Origin of the sequence: Prevotella sp. kh1p2 (assembly GCF_900111525.1) — a bacterium.
Lineage (GTDB): Bacteria > Bacteroidota > Bacteroidia > Bacteroidales > Bacteroidaceae > Prevotella.
On sequence record NZ_FOHY01000031.1, the window covers coordinates 1 to 15,175 of the forward strand.

General features: G+C 46.4%; 12 protein-coding genes, 1 tRNA gene and 2 rRNA genes. 1 reads left to right on the top strand and 14 read right to left on the bottom strand.

Going from position 1 to position 15,175, the window contains the following annotated elements:
• From BMW31_RS12825 to BMW31_RS12835, 3 genes are all read right to left on the bottom strand, one after another.
• Positions 1–143 (bottom strand): 16S ribosomal RNA (locus BMW31_RS12825); the annotation flags it as partial.
• A 445-nt stretch (positions 144–588) separates the two neighbouring features.
• Entirely contained in the window at positions 589–1,188 is a 600-nt protein-coding gene (locus BMW31_RS12830; protein ID WP_091826616.1) for a hypothetical protein, read from the bottom strand.
• A gap of 71 nt (positions 1,189–1,259) precedes the next feature.
• Positions 1,260–1,439 (bottom strand): GlsB/YeaQ/YmgE family stress response membrane protein, encoded by a 180-nt coding sequence (locus BMW31_RS12835; protein ID WP_317039790.1) that lies wholly within the window; start codon positions 1,437–1,439, stop codon positions 1,260–1,262.
• Between the two features lie 230 nt (positions 1,440–1,669).
• On the opposite strand from BMW31_RS12835, the gene ftsZ reads away from it, so the two are divergent.
• Complete coding sequence (gene ftsZ / locus BMW31_RS12840; protein ID WP_091826620.1) at positions 1,670–3,160, top strand: cell division protein FtsZ; 1,491 nt, start codon at positions 1,670–1,672, stop codon at positions 3,158–3,160.
• Positions 3,161–3,359: 199 nt separating this feature from the next.
• On the opposite strand, the gene BMW31_RS12845 is transcribed toward ftsZ, so the two are convergent.
• From BMW31_RS12845 to rrf, 11 genes are all read right to left on the bottom strand, one after another.
• Entirely contained in the window at positions 3,360–4,199 is an 840-nt protein-coding gene (locus BMW31_RS12845; protein ID WP_091826632.1) for an aldo/keto reductase, read from the bottom strand.
• Between the two features lie 27 nt (positions 4,200–4,226).
• Positions 4,227–4,751: a flavodoxin gene (locus BMW31_RS12850; protein WP_091826622.1), complete on the bottom strand. Its 525-nt coding sequence runs from the start codon at positions 4,749–4,751 to the stop codon at positions 4,227–4,229.
• A gap of 15 nt (positions 4,752–4,766) precedes the next feature.
• Complete coding sequence (locus tag BMW31_RS12855; protein ID WP_091826624.1) at positions 4,767–5,201, bottom strand: nuclear transport factor 2 family protein; 435 nt, start codon at positions 5,199–5,201, stop codon at positions 4,767–4,769.
• Positions 5,202–5,365: 164 nt separating this feature from the next.
• Positions 5,366–6,175 carry a helix-turn-helix domain-containing protein gene (locus tag BMW31_RS12860; RefSeq protein ID WP_091826634.1) on the bottom strand — a complete coding sequence of 270 codons (810 nt, stop codon included), beginning with the start codon at positions 6,173–6,175 and terminating at the stop codon, positions 5,366–5,368.
• A 160-nt stretch (positions 6,176–6,335) separates the two neighbouring features.
• Positions 6,336–6,408: transfer RNA gene (locus tag BMW31_RS12865), tRNA-Met, on the bottom strand.
• A 186-nt stretch (positions 6,409–6,594) separates the two neighbouring features.
• Entirely contained in the window at positions 6,595–8,028 is a 1,434-nt protein-coding gene (tnpC, locus tag BMW31_RS12870; RefSeq protein ID WP_091826637.1) for an IS66 family transposase, read from the bottom strand.
• A gap of 387 nt (positions 8,029–8,415) precedes the next feature.
• Positions 8,416–12,066: a type IIG restriction enzyme/methyltransferase gene (locus tag BMW31_RS12875; RefSeq protein ID WP_091826626.1), complete on the bottom strand. Its 3,651-nt coding sequence runs from the start codon at positions 12,064–12,066 to the stop codon at positions 8,416–8,418.
• A gap of 311 nt (positions 12,067–12,377) precedes the next feature.
• Positions 12,378–13,385 carry a M48 family metallopeptidase gene (locus BMW31_RS12880; protein ID WP_091826628.1) on the bottom strand — a complete coding sequence of 336 codons (1,008 nt, stop codon included), beginning with the start codon at positions 13,383–13,385 and terminating at the stop codon, positions 12,378–12,380.
• Between the two features lie 4 nt (positions 13,386–13,389).
• Entirely contained in the window at positions 13,390–13,950 is a 561-nt protein-coding gene (locus BMW31_RS12885) for a LemA family protein (RefSeq protein WP_091826630.1), read from the bottom strand.
• Between the two features lie 145 nt (positions 13,951–14,095).
• The gene (locus BMW31_RS12890) at positions 14,096–14,527 is read right to left on the bottom strand and encodes a lytic transglycosylase domain-containing protein (RefSeq protein WP_091826639.1); all 432 of its coding nucleotides are present in this window, start codon (positions 14,525–14,527) and stop codon (positions 14,096–14,098) included.
• Positions 14,528–15,029: 502 nt separating this feature from the next.
• Positions 15,030–15,142: ribosomal RNA gene (gene rrf, locus BMW31_RS12895) — 5S ribosomal RNA — on the bottom strand.
• Between the last annotated feature and the right edge of the window lie 33 nt (positions 15,143–15,175).

A 15,175-nucleotide genomic window follows, 5' to 3' on the forward strand; every position in this document is an offset into this window, starting at 1 on the left:
TAAGGGAAGGTTGGATACGCGTTACTCACCCATCCGCCGGTCGCCATCACAGGTTGCAAGCAACCCGCATGATGCCCCTCGACTTGCATGTGTTAAGCCTGTAGCCAGCGTTCATCCTGAGCCAGGATCAAACTCTCCATTGTAAAATATGAATTCCATTCCCATGCCACGAAGGGCACAGGAAATGTCTGTCTGTTCTCGGATGCACGTCTATCCTCTTCAAGAAGTCTTTTCAATATATGAATTGAACGGTTCGTTTCGTTTACCCGGACGCTTCACTACCTATTAATATAAATAGAAAAAGCGCCCGCTTCTCGTACTACTTTTCTGTCTATGTAAATCGTTTCAAAGAACTCGTTTGATGGCCTACGGAATTACCCGAAAGCGGATGCAAAGGTAGAACAAAAAACAGTAACCCCCAAACAAAATAAAAGGAAAATTTGAGGAAAATATCAAAAAAGAGCCCTTTATTGACATATATCAACACAAAAGTTAAATAAAAACAGCCTAAGACGGGCAATCCACACTCTAAATACAGATATTAACAAAAATCGCCTTGCAGTCAAAAGACTTCGAAGGCGATTTTTCTTAAACTTTCTGCACGTTATCATTAACGACCAACTCGCGGGGCAGCGTTATCACTTTTAATCGTTCGAACCAAACCCGCGACGAGCCTGCCACATGCCGCGTGGTGTGGCTGCTTATTATATAATAGGTGGCGGAATACTCATCCATTGCATCATCAAAAGCTTTCTTGATACGCGAGCATTTCTCGTTGATGGCATTGTCGAACGGGTTTATGAGGCGTTCCACCGTTTCCTCCACCTTTTCAAGGTTCATCCAGCGCGATGTTTCCTTGTAAAGTCCCAACAATTCCCGCCGATACTCCTTGAGACGTTTGAACTCAATGCCCTCAGGGTGATTGAGGAATAACAGATAGACAGCCTTGTGAACAGGCGAGAGTTCTATTTCCTTATTATTATATAAGGTGAGAAAGAAACGATAATCGCGCGTTATATGCAAAGGGCTCAAATGCCCACGCGCCGCCTCGATACGCAAATCTTCGAGTACAGGCACACCAATTGCATGAAGAAGCAAGTCGTTTCTCCCAAGTTGCCGAAGCTCTTTTACCCGCAGTCTGATTTCTTCTGCGAGCACCTCGGCATCATGTTCGCCCAGTCCAGCCATAAGCGACGTGCCTTCTCTCCTGCTGATAATCTTTTACCAGAGGGTTCTATCTCCGGCAAAAGACCATTAACTTACTTGCGGATAAGCGACCAAATCCACAGCAAGAGCACAGCGCCTACTATAGCCGTACCTATCTCGCCTACAAGGCCACCCCACGATACACCCAGCCAGCCGAGCACATGTCCGCCTAACCAGCCACCCACAATACCCAGCAGCAAGTCTATAAGGCAACCCTGGCCTTCGTGTTTCATCAACTTGCTGGCTACAAAGCCAGCAATAATTCCAACAATAATAGAAGCAATTAATCCCATAGTCAGTTTAATTTATAATGATTCGTAATTCTTGAATACCAGGCAAAGATACATATAAAAATTGAAAGTGCAATAACCTAACCCGATTTTTCGCTGGAGAATGCAAGCCTTGCGGAAAAGTGAAATAAAAAAGAAAAACACGTACCTTTGCAACATCAAGCATAATGACTATGGAAGAATTTGATATTGGCAGTGCGCCCATACTCGATTTTGGGCCGGTAGAAGACAAGACAAAAGATATCATCAAGGTGATTGGTGTGGGCGGAGGCGGGCAGAATGCCGTGGCCAACATGTTCAACGAGGGTATTGCGAACGTGACTTTTGCCGTTTGCAATACCGACTCGCAGGCTCTGTCCAAATCGCCCGTACCCGTAAAGATTCCATTAGGCGAATTAGGAGCCGGTGCCGACCCTGAGAAAGGGCGACAATCGGCCGAGGAACACCGGGAAGATATCAGTCACCTGCTGGACGACGGCACCAAAATGGCGTTCGTAACTGCCGGCATGGGCGGCGGTACCGGCACCGGGGCAGCCCCTGTGATAGCCGGCATTGCCAAGGACAAAGGCATTCTCACAATAGGCATTGTAACCATTCCCTTTTATTTTGAGAAGAAGAAGAAAATCGTCAAAGCACTGAAAGGTGTCGAGGAAATGCGCAAGAACGTGGATGCCCTGCTCATCATCAACAACGAGCGGATATGCGATATATACGCCGATACACAAGTAACCATCAAGGAATCCTTCCGCCGCGCCGACCAGATACTGTGTGACGCAACCAAATCCATATCAGAACTCATCACCGTAGAAGGCGACATCAACCTCGACTTCTGCGACGTGGAGACCACCTTACGCGGCGGGGGAGGAGCCATCATGGCCATGGGCCGCGCCAAGGGGGAGCACCGTGTGGAGCGTGCCGTGATAGATGCGCTCGACTCCCCCCTGCTCTACGGCAACGATATTGACAAGGCCAAGCGCATACTCTTCAACATCTACACCAGCGAGGAACACCCGCTCTTCGTGAGTGAGATGACGGAAATTGACGCTTTCATGGATGCCCTCGACCCTAACATCGACGTTATCTGGGGTGTGTCCGACGACAATACGCTTGGCGAAGATGCCAAGGTAACCATCCTGGCAACAGGGTTCGAGGACGACATGGACAGTCAGGGCAGCTCCGCAACGGCCACCCAGAACGACGCATACTTCGAGAGTCTCATCGAGAAACTGTACAAACCTTATCAGAAGAAGATGTGGAGCTTCACCACACCTACGCAGACTGCTGCCACCGAACCGAAGCTGGCAGTCGACATTCCGTTTACACTCTCGCCCACAATGGAGGAAGAAAAAGCCGAAACCGACAGCACTCCCTCACTGCAACCAACGCCCGTCGAAGTCTCAACGACAGAAACGCCCATGCAAGCTGCCGTCGTAACCGAACCGAAAGCAGAGTATCAGGCAGACGCCATAGAGCCGGCCGAGCCAGCCACCCCCACTCCCGGAACCGAAATTCACAATCAGCATGTCAGCAAGCAAGCCGCAGAACCCCTATATCCAGCTGACGGAGAATGGGACAAAAGGCCAACGGTTCAACATCGTGGTTCGTTTCTGCAAAGAGCTAAAGGACTGCTCGACAAGATAACGGAGCTGACGCAAGACCCCTGACAAGGTATATAAAACTTAGTAGGCAGACACCTGCATCTGAACAAATAGTCATTGCACACCTCGCTTCACAAGGGTAGATTTTACTTGCAACCGCCACGTATGCCGGCTGCCTCCATACACAGCAGCGTCAAACAGTTACTTTTCATGTGTTGCATTGCTGTTGGATCAAGCCACCACGAACCAGAACAGCACCGGGACATTATCTCCAGCCCATGAACATTTTTGTAACCTCACCGTCGTGATGATCGAAGAAAAGGCTCTTGCCAGTGTCGAGCGTGGCGATGTTTTGCATCTCGTCAGCGGTAAGCTCGAAGTCAAGAATGTTCAGATTTTCGGCCATACGCTCTGCATGGGTTGATTTAGGAATGATAATCACCCCGCGTTGCAACAGCCAGCGCAACGCCACCTGAGCTACACTCTTGCCATGCCTGGCACCGATTTCAGCCAGCAACAGATTGGTAAAGAACCCATTACGCCCCTCGGCCAGCGGCCCCCACGACATGATGCGGCAGTCAAGCTCGTCCATATATTTCTTTGCCTCGATCTGTTGGTCGAACACATGCGTCTCCACTTGGTTTACCATAGGCTTCACCTCTACATTCGCCGCCAAGTCTACCAAGTGGTCGGGATAAAAATTCGACACGCCGATAGCCCGCAGCTTTCCTGCCTGATAAGCCTCCTCCAACGCACGATAGGCACCGTAGCGGTCGCAGAACGGCTGGTGCAGCAGCATCAGGTCAATGTAGTCGGTCTGTAGTTTGCACAGGCTCTCGTCAATGCTCGCCTTGGCCTTCTCATAGCCATAGTTCGAGATCCACACCTTCGACACCAAGAACACCTCGTTGCGCTTCAGTCCGCTTTTCGCCACGGCACGCCCAACACCCTCCTCGTTGTGATAGGCCTGCGCGGTGTCAATCATGCGGTAGCCTGCTTTCAGCGCGTCCGTCACGCAACGTTCACACTCCTCGGGAGTTACTTGATACACCCCGTATCCAATCTGCGGTATTTCAACGCCGTTGCTCAATTTAATTGTTTCCATCATATTCTTTTGTTCACTTATTGTTGATTATTGTTGTTTTGCCTCATTGGCTATCTCGCGCGCCTCGCTGTCAGCGGTTTGCACCTCTGCCCCGTGGATAGACGTGCCGTCGGTAACCACCGCTCCCGGACAAAGCTTGCGGATAAACCTCACAGAACTGCCCATGCCGCTACCCTCATTGGTGCAGAAAGGGATGATACGCTTGCCGTTGAAGTCATAGCTTTCAAGGAAAGTGTAACACACCATTGGCATCGTACCCCACCAATTGGGATAACCTAAGATAACGGTATCATACCCGTCGATGTTTGCCGGAGCGTTTTTCACCTCGGGCCGCGCCTGCTTGCGCAGTTCCAGTTTTGCCTCTTCAATGCACGTCATGTAAGATGCCGAGTATTCGTAGGTGGTCTCTATCCGAAACACGTCGGCTTCGGGCAGAAGCACCTTGAGCTTCTCCACCATTACCTCGGTGTTACCGTACTCCAGGTTGCGAATGTTTCCGTTCACGTAGTTTTCTCCCCTGCGAGAGTAATACGCTATCAATATCCTTGCCATTTGATGTATTGTCTTTTATACCAAAGGAGGAAATGCACTCCACTCAAAGAACTGTTCACGCTCGGCTATCCACCAGCGGCCGTCTATCTTCACGTACTTGTCCTGATAGCGTACGGCATGCATGGTGAGTTTGTCCTTGCCTTCCTCCTCGGTCACCAGTGTTGCCAGTGCATAGCATGTACCGGTGGCGTGGGTGTCGTCGGTGAAATCAACGCTCTGCTGCCCGTTCATGTGGAATGACACTTTGGCTGCACCAAATGCCTTGTACTGGCGTATCATGTCCTTAACGTCGGTTACCTGCATCCCAAGCTTTCCGCCGAAATACACGTTCAACTTGATGTCCGGACGGAATATCTCCACATAGCAGTCCTGGTTGTTCTTGTCACTCTCCGTTGCGTAGAAGTCTACTAATGCCTTCAACTCCGCGCGGTCTTGCATTCTGAAATCCATTATTCTTGCTAATTTATTCTAAGTTACTGCTCATTGTCTTTACGAAGATTTCTTGTATTGACAATGCAAAGATAGCACATGGTGCGAAAGCCGGGGTAACACAATTTTCTGTAGATTTTACCAAATTCGGAGAATGATACTTTCAGGCTGTTTTACCGTCGGGTTTACTCTCTGAAGTCGCTGGGCTTCACGCCCAGATTGGTTTGTACATAGCGACTGAAATGGGAAAGCGACGAAAAGCCGAACATATCACTGATGGCCGTGAACGACAGGCTGCGGTCACGCAGCAACCTGCTGATGTCGAGCGCCGTGTAGCGGGTAATCCAGAAGGCGGCAGGCATACCACTAATCTTCTTTGACACCTCAGAGAGATATTTCGGAGTAACGCAGAGGCTGCTGGCGTAATAGCCTATGGTGCGGTTTCTGCGAAAGTTGCCCCGCTCCAGCATATCGATAAACTGCTCCATGAGCTCACGGCTCTGCGAACTTATCTTGTCGGTGCCGTAGAGTTGGGCGTGAAAGTCAAAGAAGTCGATAATCATGCACTGCACTGCATTGATGAGAGCCTCATGACGGAACAGATGGCTCATTTGCGAGAGACGGCGCTTGACAGCTTCAAAGTTCAGCTTACAAACTTCTTGCTGCTGAGGTGTAAGAGGTATGACTGGATTGTTGAACAGGGCGAATTGCCCGCGCATGCCGTAATTGCTCTGTGGCGTTGACAGTTCGATAAACTCTTGCGTCACATAGATGACGTCTACACTGAAGTCCATGCTCGTCTCCACTATCTTCACCAAATCGCCCCTGCGAGCGATAATCATGCAACATCCCTGCCCGAACCTGAAGGTTTTCCCATTGCGTTGCAGGATGCAGAACCCGGAATGGCAGTAAGCGTGGCAGAGATAGTTGGAAAAAGCCGGGCTGCTGACTTTGTTCAGAGTGTCGTCGATGATGATGTGTTGTATAGAATTCATGAATGAAAATATATAGCGTTGCATCTTTGGAATGCCAAATATACAATAAAAAGTCGAGAGAACAAACATATTTCCGTCCGGGTTGTGGCTGGAGTAGGAGCTGGGGTAAACAAAAAACACCCGGAAGTCAGTATCTACTGTACTTTCGGATGCCATCTTGTTGCGGAGGCAGGACTCGAACATGCGACCTCCAGGTTATGAGCCTGGCGAGCTACCAACTGCTCCACTCCGCGATATTGTTTGTTTGCAAATCAAGTTGAACCTGCGCTCTTCCTTGTTTACGAGTGCAAAGGTACTACTTTTATTTGGAACGGCCAAAAGTATTTATTGTTTTATTTTCGGTTTAACATCAATTAAAACAATATCAAGTTTTTGTAACTATTCAGCGGTAATAGATAGATACAGGGTATGTCAATTCATCAAACCTTAAATAAGGCTTGAATCGCATGATATGGAGTTTGGCCGTGCTTCTTAGCAGTTTCTACGACCGAATGAAGTTCGAGAAATGCGTCCGCTCCGAAGTCAGAACGAAATGTGCAGGAGTTTTTCAGTTTGATTTTCAGCTTGCGTATTCCCCGTTCGCTTCCATTATTGTCGGAGGGTATCATCGGATCCTCAAGGAAATTGAAAATGTAGTCCCTGCATTTGACTAATCCTTTTTTGAACGTAATGAACTTTTTACCAAGCCGTTCTATATTCTGTTTGAGCAGCCTGTCCAAACGTTCTGTCCATGGAACCTTGTCAATAACGGCGTTTGGATTGGCATTTCGCTCGTGAATGGCTTCACGGAACAGATTGGATACTTTCTTGGACCAGTCTTGGCCTGTGTTCAATTCTGAGAGATATTGCAGTTCGCGGAGCAGGTGCGCAAGGCAGACCTGATGATTGAGGAAATGGAGTGCAAAGTACGCACTGTGGCGGTCTGTGACAGCGGTCATTCGCTCCAGGCTGTCGCCAAACCTGTCTGCCAGCACCTTCGAGCCTCTTCCGCCAGCACGGAAAAGCAGGGTGTAATAAACGGTCTGTGCTATCCAGGCCCAGTCAAGCCTTTTGTTGCAGTACAGGCCGCTCTCATCGAAACCGACAACAGCTGACGACATGATATATTTCTTGATCTTGTCAATAACGGGCTGCGCGTTTCTCTTTGCCTGGTTCACCCAGCTCACCAGCGACCCTTTGCTCGGAGTGAGACCAAATACCTCACGCAAAAAACTTGCTATACGACCGTATGGAAGGAACTGTACGACACTCAGGTAAACCACCAGAGCCTTTACGCCTGAATCGTAAACCACGTCGTTTGACCTCCGCCTTGGTGCCGTCCGAATACGTTCACCGCAGTTCTTGCATACCGGCACATAGTGCCGTATTTCCTTGATTACCGGCTTCAGTTCAGGAATGGAGATAACCTGAGTCACATAATCAAGCACACGTTCCGCATCTGCTAAAGATTCTCCGCAATAAGAGCAATACGTGGGCATGTCATCGATTACCTCGTCTGGCCTGGAAGAAAAAGACAGCTTGTGCCCCTCATGTCCGTTTTGACCTCCCGGATTCCTGACGCTTGGCTCGCGGAGAGGCTTCGTTCTTCTGACAACCTCATCTTTCATGCGCTCCTTACTTGGAGGTGTGCTGCTGTTGCCAGAGTTCTTGCCAGGTTTTTCATACTTGGACAGGCGTTCTTCAAGTCTGGCGATGGTGACGTTTTTCTTGCGGATTTGAAGGTTAAGGGCATCTATGTTACGGTTCAATTTGACAATCTCGGCATACTGCTGATTGATCGTCTCACGCATCAACCGCATCTCTTCCCTCATGTCCTGTAATACTTTTGATATGTCCGTAACTTGCTCTTTCATAGGTATAAAGGTACGAAATATATCTTGAATATGAAAGAAAAGCAACTGGTTTGTTATAGCTTTTTGCAAAATTTTTGAGGCGAAATTATTGATAGGTAGCTACCGCTGAATAGTTACAAGTTTTTACCAAACCCGGCAGTGGGAAGCATGTTTTCCTGTACGGACATGATGACGCCACTGGAGACTGCTTTGTGTGAGGGAGAAATAGCAAAGCGATGGACTATTGATAAGGGAAGATACACAAAAAAGCAGGACTTTTGCGTAGTTCCAGAGAAAAGTTTTACTTTGTCATCGTGTTCCTGCGCTCACTCCGGGTTACGTCCTTTGGCCAACCCAAATCTATAAACTACACATTATTTCAATCTCCCTTTATTATACAGCTCAAAATCATGAAATCTCTGTGGTTGATTTTATCATTGCCATATCTGCTTCGTCAGTAATATCATACAGCTTCAAAACAAAATTGTCTATCTTTTCGTCGAGTTGTGCTACGATGTTTTGATTGCCCTTTCTCTTCTCATCCATTATCTCGTCAACCATTGCTTCTAATGTTTCTTTGTCTTGCTCTGAAATCTGAGGCAGCGGAAAACCCTTCAAGTCGGCTATGAGAATTTTGGGAAACGCGCCCTTTGTTGCCTTAGGTGAATGGTTAAAATGATAGAATGTAGCTAAACTTGAGTTTAATATAGCGCACAACACTTTAAGAGAATACTGTTTGTTGTCTAACACTATCAACAATGAAGGGTCATTATAGTACTCTTCATCTACAATGGTTGCGTATATAGACGGATTAGTTATTTCCCTGACTAATAATCTGCTGCCCAAGAAGAACTTTGGCTCTCGTGGGTTGGCAATCCCATCGCAGTAATCAATATATTCTTGTCCGTTCCATTTTAGATTATATCTTGTTACATCTTGTCCCCATAACCATTTCTTTAATCCGTCTTTGTATTCTTTGAAATGATACGCTCTTTTTTCAATTATTTCCTTAGACTGACCTTTATATTTGTCATAGGCAATGAGTCCCTGACTTATTTCCGGGAACAGATTCGAAACACAAGAATATGAATTGTTTATTTTTTGAACCAATTCTATAACCTCTTTCTTCCGTGAAAAAGCCAGTCCCCAGTTTTGGTTTAACGCCAGCAGGTTTTCTTTCTTGATGTAGTCAAGGTCTTCTTCGATAAGTTCGGAGAATTTATCGGCACAGTTGGTCTTTCTGAATCCTACGGTCTCACTGCCATTGTGAGACAATTGCATGTTCAAGACGGTATTACGTACCGTTACCGACTCAAAGATGTTGAACTGCGAACAGTCTAACAGTTCTTTTATTTCCCAGTGGTTCAGCAAGTTCACTCGAAAACTGCTGGCATTCATATTAAAAAGCCAGGAGTTTGGAATGATATGGCCAAGAGTTCCGTGTGGCTTAAGAATAAATTGCGCTAACTCTACAAAATAATAATATATCTCGAAGTCGGGCAAATGTCCCCACTGCGCAACAATCTTGGAGCGCAGTTCGCCCTTGAATGACACGCCATAAGGGGGATTTCCTATAATGCAGTCGAAACCCTCGAACTTGCCATCCGTGTCCAACACTTCCGGGAACTCATAACGCCACTCGAAAGCGTCTCTGTAAAGTGGGTTTTCCTTTATGTCGTCTACCTGTGCCCGCAGCCTCTGCACTGCTTTTCTTTTGGTTTCAACTTTCTTCAAAAACTTGACGTCGTCTTTTCCGAATGCGTCGTTTTCTAATGTCAATAATTCACGATTCTCCTTTGCCCACTCCTTAAAGACCGGATTCCTGTCGCTAAGTCCTGTTGTTATTTTGGATTTGATAATTTGGATGTCTTTTTCTATTTCCTTCTTGTTCGCCTTTACCGACGTGGTTTTATAAGCCTTTACATCTTCCTTGTATTTCTTGATGGTAAGATTGGAGTTTGCCAACACTTGCTTTATATTGTCGCCCAGCGTATGTTTCATCAACAGCGAATTTCCACACTTGATGTTGATGTCAATGTTGGGCAGTGTCTCCAAATGTTTATATCCGCTTGCCGCTGTGTAGTAAGAATTCTTCAAGAGTTCTATCCACAAACGAAGCCGGCAAATATTCACAGAGTTAGGATTTATGTCTACACCGTAAAGGCAGTTCTCGATGATTTTCTTCTTTTCATTAAACAGCGTTTCTTGGATTCGACGGCTTTCCGCTTGTTGGGGATGATATTCGAAGAGATTGTTGTCACTGTCGCTCACCAGGAGTTCGTCGTTCTCGATAGTAAAGGCATAATCCTGTTGCTTTATTCTTTTTCCGTCGGCATCCACCAATATTCCCAGTTCAAACTTAATCAATACGATTTCGTTGAGAGCCGACACAAGGAAGTGACCGGAACCGACCGCAGGGTCGCATATCTTGATACTGTCGATAACTTCATTAGCCTTGACAATATCAAAATCTTTGTTGTAAATGTCGGTTATCGAGGTGCAGTTCCAATTAAAGGTTTCATTGAATTTCTGTATGACTGTATTTCTTATCGATTGCCGGCACATATACATAGATATATACCCGGGGGTAAATACGGCACCGTCTTTATGACCGTTAATCTTCTCAAAGATAAGTCCCAACACAGATGCGCTGATAAGCGTCTTGTTGTTTTCTGCTATCTCGTCGGCTTTGTCGTTTCCATAATTGTAGGAATCAAGGAACTGGAACAAATACGCGATGATGGGCAGAGCCGAAACATTCTTATATTTCTTTTGTTTTCGGAGGACACTATTGGCGAAAACGGGCAGTTTCTCCTTTTGTGAAAGGCTGCTTATTTTTATAGTTTTCCGCTCCAGGTCAGTTATTTCAAACAACGAACTGTTCAGGTATGGCACATTCGGATAGTCGTTGGTTACATCCTCGCTCCGCTTGTCATAATCAACCGCCAACACTTGGAAGAACAACCGGTTCAGTTCGTCAAAGTCGGTTATCTTATCCGCATTGAGGAAACGATAATTCTGATCTCCGTCATTATAATTGATGAGCTGCGACTCCAATAATTTCAAGAACAGGATGCGGTTAATCCATGTAATGCAAAGTTGCAGCGCAATGTTGAACGTCTGTTCCTCCTTGTCGGCGCCAAATGTTTGCAGCTCTTTGTCGTTATAGTTACTCAGGCTGTCGTCAGTTTCCAGTTTGTTGATGACATTCTCTATCAGTGATGCCGCATTGCGGTCTTTCTTCTTGCGCTCTATGACGTGCTTGTTCGACTTGGTTACCTCCTCAATGCCAATGATGTGCAGAAGTTCTGTATAGAACCCTTTGTTTAGCGTATTGCTGTCGTTTACATAAGGAAGTTTCAGCAAGTAGATATTGCTGAACACTTTATACAGCGGTAGTATATCCTTTAATTTCTTATCATCACCAAGGTATTTGGCGTATGATTCTAAATTGAAGTAGACATAATCAATCTTTTCCAGGATGGTCTCTACATAAGAGCGAGCTATCTCGTTGTAGAAATGTGAGGTCGATTTATCAGTCTTAATCCCTTCTCTGAATTTCTTGAATTCCTTGAGAAAAGATTTGTTCTTGTAAAAGAGTTGCTCAAACAGCTGCGCGTCAAAGATAAAGAACTCTCGCATATTTGTGGCAATGAGATGCCTTACGTCGTCATTCTTTTTCTCTACCCGTTCAATTAGGAAATACAAGATAAGCTCATGCAAGGCTTTCCGGTTCAAATCTGCAGTTGAAATCATTTCTGTTTCATTAGTAGTTCGCTTTGCCTCGATGATAATGCCAATGTTGGTTGACTCGCTATTCCCTAAATGAATTGCCCAATCAATGTTGTTGTCTTCTGGCTTGCTAATAGCATAATCTTTATAAAAGGTAGCCTTAAGAAAATCACGCAAATGAGTCTCTTGATTGCCTTCTATCTGTCCGGCAGTTATTTTATGATAGAAAACAGACAGTGCTGTCGCGAACTGCTCTATATCTTTCCTAACAACAGGTTGTTTATAGTAAATTTTGTTGAGCGATTGTTTTATCGTCAGTTGTGCCATAGCTATTTTTATTTCCTTAATTGCGCAATACAAAAATACAAATAAAATCAGAGAAGTTTATTTCTTTCGGAAGTACATTTATTAGTTTGTACTGTCAATACTCCCACCAGCGAAGAACATTCAGGGCGTTAGCGTGTCATGGGTGGCAGTAAAGGTGACGGCGATGACTGTTGGCAGTTGACTGGAGGTAGCTTAAAAGTCAATATTCAAAGTAATGGAAATTTAAAGTGTTCAAAATACGCAGGAAAAGCAGGCAATATTTTACTGGTCGCCAAGACTTTTCCATTGAATCCTACGCTTTTTATTTTTCACTAAAATTGTTCCAGTATCTCGATGCGCTTGGCGGTATCGGGATGGGTGCTGAAGAGCGAGTCCATGAAACCCATGATGCCGGTAGACATCTGGTCGGGATGGATGATGAAGAGCTGCGCTATGTCTTCGCGGTTCACGTGGTCGAGACCGGGATCGCCCGATATCTTGCGCAAGGCGGAAGCCAGTGCGAGCGGATTGCCACACAATTCGGCCCCGCCGGCATCGGCCATATACTCCCGCTTGCGGGAGATGGCAAAGCGCGTAACCACCGTAAAGAAGTAGGCGATGGCGCAGCAGATGAGTCCCACAAAGAGCACCACAAGCACACTGAGCCCGTTGCCTTTACCGTCGCTGCTGCTTCTGCGGCTGCCTCCGCCGTACCACAGGGTGTTGTACATGATACGCACCACCAGGCTCATTACCGTAGAGACGATACCCACAAAGATGATACTCGTAATGAGCAGCCGCGTGTCACGGTTGCGGATGTGCGTAAGCTCGTGGCCGATAACGCCGGCCAGTTCTTCGTCGCTCAGCAAATCCATGATGCCCGTTGTCAGCGTAACAGTGTAGCTCTTCTTGTCGATACCGCTGGCAAAGGCATTCAGCTGCGGGTCGTCCACTACATTTATCTTCGGCATGTCCATGTTGCAGGTCATGCACAGGTTTTCCACGATGTTGTAAACGCGCGGATTATCCTTTCGGGTGAGCGGCTTGGCCCCCGTGGCACGCTGTATCATGGAGGAATTGGAGAAATAGGCTATCGCGAACCACACGCCCACACCCAGTATTACCCAGGGAATGGTGCTTACGAAGTACGAGTTAACGGTAGCCAAATCCAGCTGGTGCTGCACGTTGCCATAGGCATCGTAGGTGCCAGTACCGAAGAAGTTCAGTATCGCCAGAAATACCCATACCGTTCCCAATATGATGAGTGGAAACATGAGCAGCAACAATACGCTCATCACGTTGTTGCGCCGTATCTGAGTTTGTATTCCAACGTACTTCATCCACTCAGAAGTTTATCTCCGGAGCCTTGTCCATGCTGGCTCTGCTCTCTTCGGGAATTTCGTACATAGGTTCTTTCTTGAAGCCGAACATGCCGGCCAGAATGTTAGACGGGAAGGTCTGTACCGAATTATTGAGTTCGCGCGTAGTCGTGTTGAAATAGCGGCGGACGGCAGCCAGCTTGTTTTCGATGTCGGCTATCTCGCTCTGCAGCTGCAGGAAGTTCTGGTTGGCTTTCAGTTCCGGATAGGCTTCGAGCGATACCTTGAGCCCCGAAAGAGCTCTGGTAAGTTGATTGTCGGCCGCAATTTTCTCGCCGATGGTCGTGGCACTCATGGCTGCAGAGCGTGCCTCGGTAACCTTCAGGAACACTTCTTTCTCATGCTCGGCATAGCCTTTCACCGTAGCCACCAGCTGCGGGATGAGGTCATAGCGCTGCTTGAGCTGCACGTCTATGTTGGCGAAGGCATTCTCACGGTTGTTTCTTAACTTCACCAGGTTGTTATAGATGCCAATCAAGCCCAAAACGAGTAGTACGACGACTACCAAAATAATAATTAATGTCATAGCTTCTTAATTGATTCGACTATTAGATTGCAAAGATAAATTAAAAGTTGCAGACTATTATCATTTTAAGATTTATTATCAAAAAGCAAAGCGAACCGCCTCCCTTCAGGGTTAGCAGTTCGCTTTTCTCGTATCTGTGCAATAGTTATCTCATTGCTTTCATCACTTTCTCAAAGTAGCGCTGCGTTCTGCGGACACTGTAGTTAACGCCACCATTCCATGAGCGGATAGCCTTTTCGATGTCATTCAGCGGATTATACTGCGACTGGATGAGCAGAAACATCTCTTTCGATTTTTTTACACTGAACCGGTCGGACAGCTTGTACTTTTTCTTGCTCTTTCTGCTTGCCAAAATCTGATTGCAGTCTTCTACCAGTACAGGAGTTATCTGCATGGCACCGGCAGAATTGCCGCTTGTTGCTTTGCTGTCTCCACTACTCTCTACCTGAATGATTGCATCAATTACCGGGTCCCAATCAACTTCATCGGTTCTCCCCGGGTCAGCCGCGCTGGCTGATAATGACTGTACAAATAAAACGATAAAACTCAATAACAGCGTTCTGAAAATTCTCTCCATAACAACTTCTTTATGGAACCTGAACCTCTGGATCAAGGTTCGCGACAAAAGCCACAAGAGAAATGGATGGCTGCAAGTCTCAGTTCCGTTAGATACTCTTAGGGATATCAATTTCCATAATGGCGGAAAAATCAATCCTTCATATTATCAGACACAAAGGTACACAAAAAATACTAAATGAGCAAATTTACGTCTGCAGTATTGACAAATATTAAGAATATATTTAAAAACTTCAAAATATTGAATATCAATAGCATACAAACAAGAACGTGTCAACAATTATTTTGTAACAAGAAATACAAGAAGCCGAAGAACCGCAGCTATCCTTCAAGCCTCTTGACTGCCATCATCAAGCGCCTTGAACCTATCCTTCAAGGGCCTTGAAGCATAGCTCCGGTTTTCCCGCCTGCCACAACAGGGGATTTCATTTGAGGAAAGAGGAAGGATATGGGCACGAAAAAAGCCTCCAAGACATTGCTGTCCTGAAGGCTTCGATACGAAAAGGAGGCGGCTTCCTACTCTCCCGCATTGCATTGCAGTACCATCGGCGCAAGTGGGCTTAACTTCTCTGTTCGGAATGGGAAGAGGTGGGACACCACCGCAAAAGCCACCTGAAAGGGTGACGTATCGTACACAGACAATGACTGC

Bases quoted from the DNA above. Each gene is read 5' to 3' on its own strand.
- BMW31_RS12830 (WP_091826616.1), bottom strand. From the start codon at position 1,188: ATGGCTGGACTGGGCGAACATGATGCCGAGGTGCTCGCAGAAGAAATC.
- BMW31_RS12835 (WP_317039790.1), bottom strand. From the start codon at position 1,439: ATGAAACACGAAGGCCAGGGTTGCCTTATAGACTTGCTGCTGGGTATT.
- ftsZ (WP_091826620.1), top strand. From the start codon at position 1,670: ATGGAAGAATTTGATATTGGCAGTGCGCCCATACTCGATTTTGGGCCG.
- BMW31_RS12845 (WP_091826632.1), bottom strand. From the start codon at position 4,199: ATGGAAACAATTAAATTGAGCAACGGCGTTGAAATACCGCAGATTGGA.
- BMW31_RS12850 (WP_091826622.1), bottom strand. From the start codon at position 4,751: ATGGCAAGGATATTGATAGCGTATTACTCTCGCAGGGGAGAAAACTAC.
- BMW31_RS12855 (WP_091826624.1), bottom strand. From the start codon at position 5,201: ATGGATTTCAGAATGCAAGACCGCGCGGAGTTGAAGGCATTAGTAGAC.
- BMW31_RS12860 (WP_091826634.1), bottom strand. From the start codon at position 6,175: ATGAATTCTATACAACACATCATCATCGACGACACTCTGAACAAAGTC.
- tnpC (WP_091826637.1), bottom strand. From the start codon at position 8,028: ATGAAAGAGCAAGTTACGGACATATCAAAAGTATTACAGGACATGAGG.
- BMW31_RS12875 (WP_091826626.1), bottom strand. From the start codon at position 12,066: ATGGCACAACTGACGATAAAACAATCGCTCAACAAAATTTACTATAAA.
- BMW31_RS12880 (WP_091826628.1), bottom strand. From the start codon at position 13,385: ATGAAGTACGTTGGAATACAAACTCAGATACGGCGCAACAACGTGATG.
- BMW31_RS12885 (WP_091826630.1), bottom strand. From the start codon at position 13,950: ATGACATTAATTATTATTTTGGTAGTCGTCGTACTACTCGTTTTGGGC.
- BMW31_RS12890 (WP_091826639.1), bottom strand. From the start codon at position 14,527: ATGGAGAGAATTTTCAGAACGCTGTTATTGAGTTTTATCGTTTTATTT.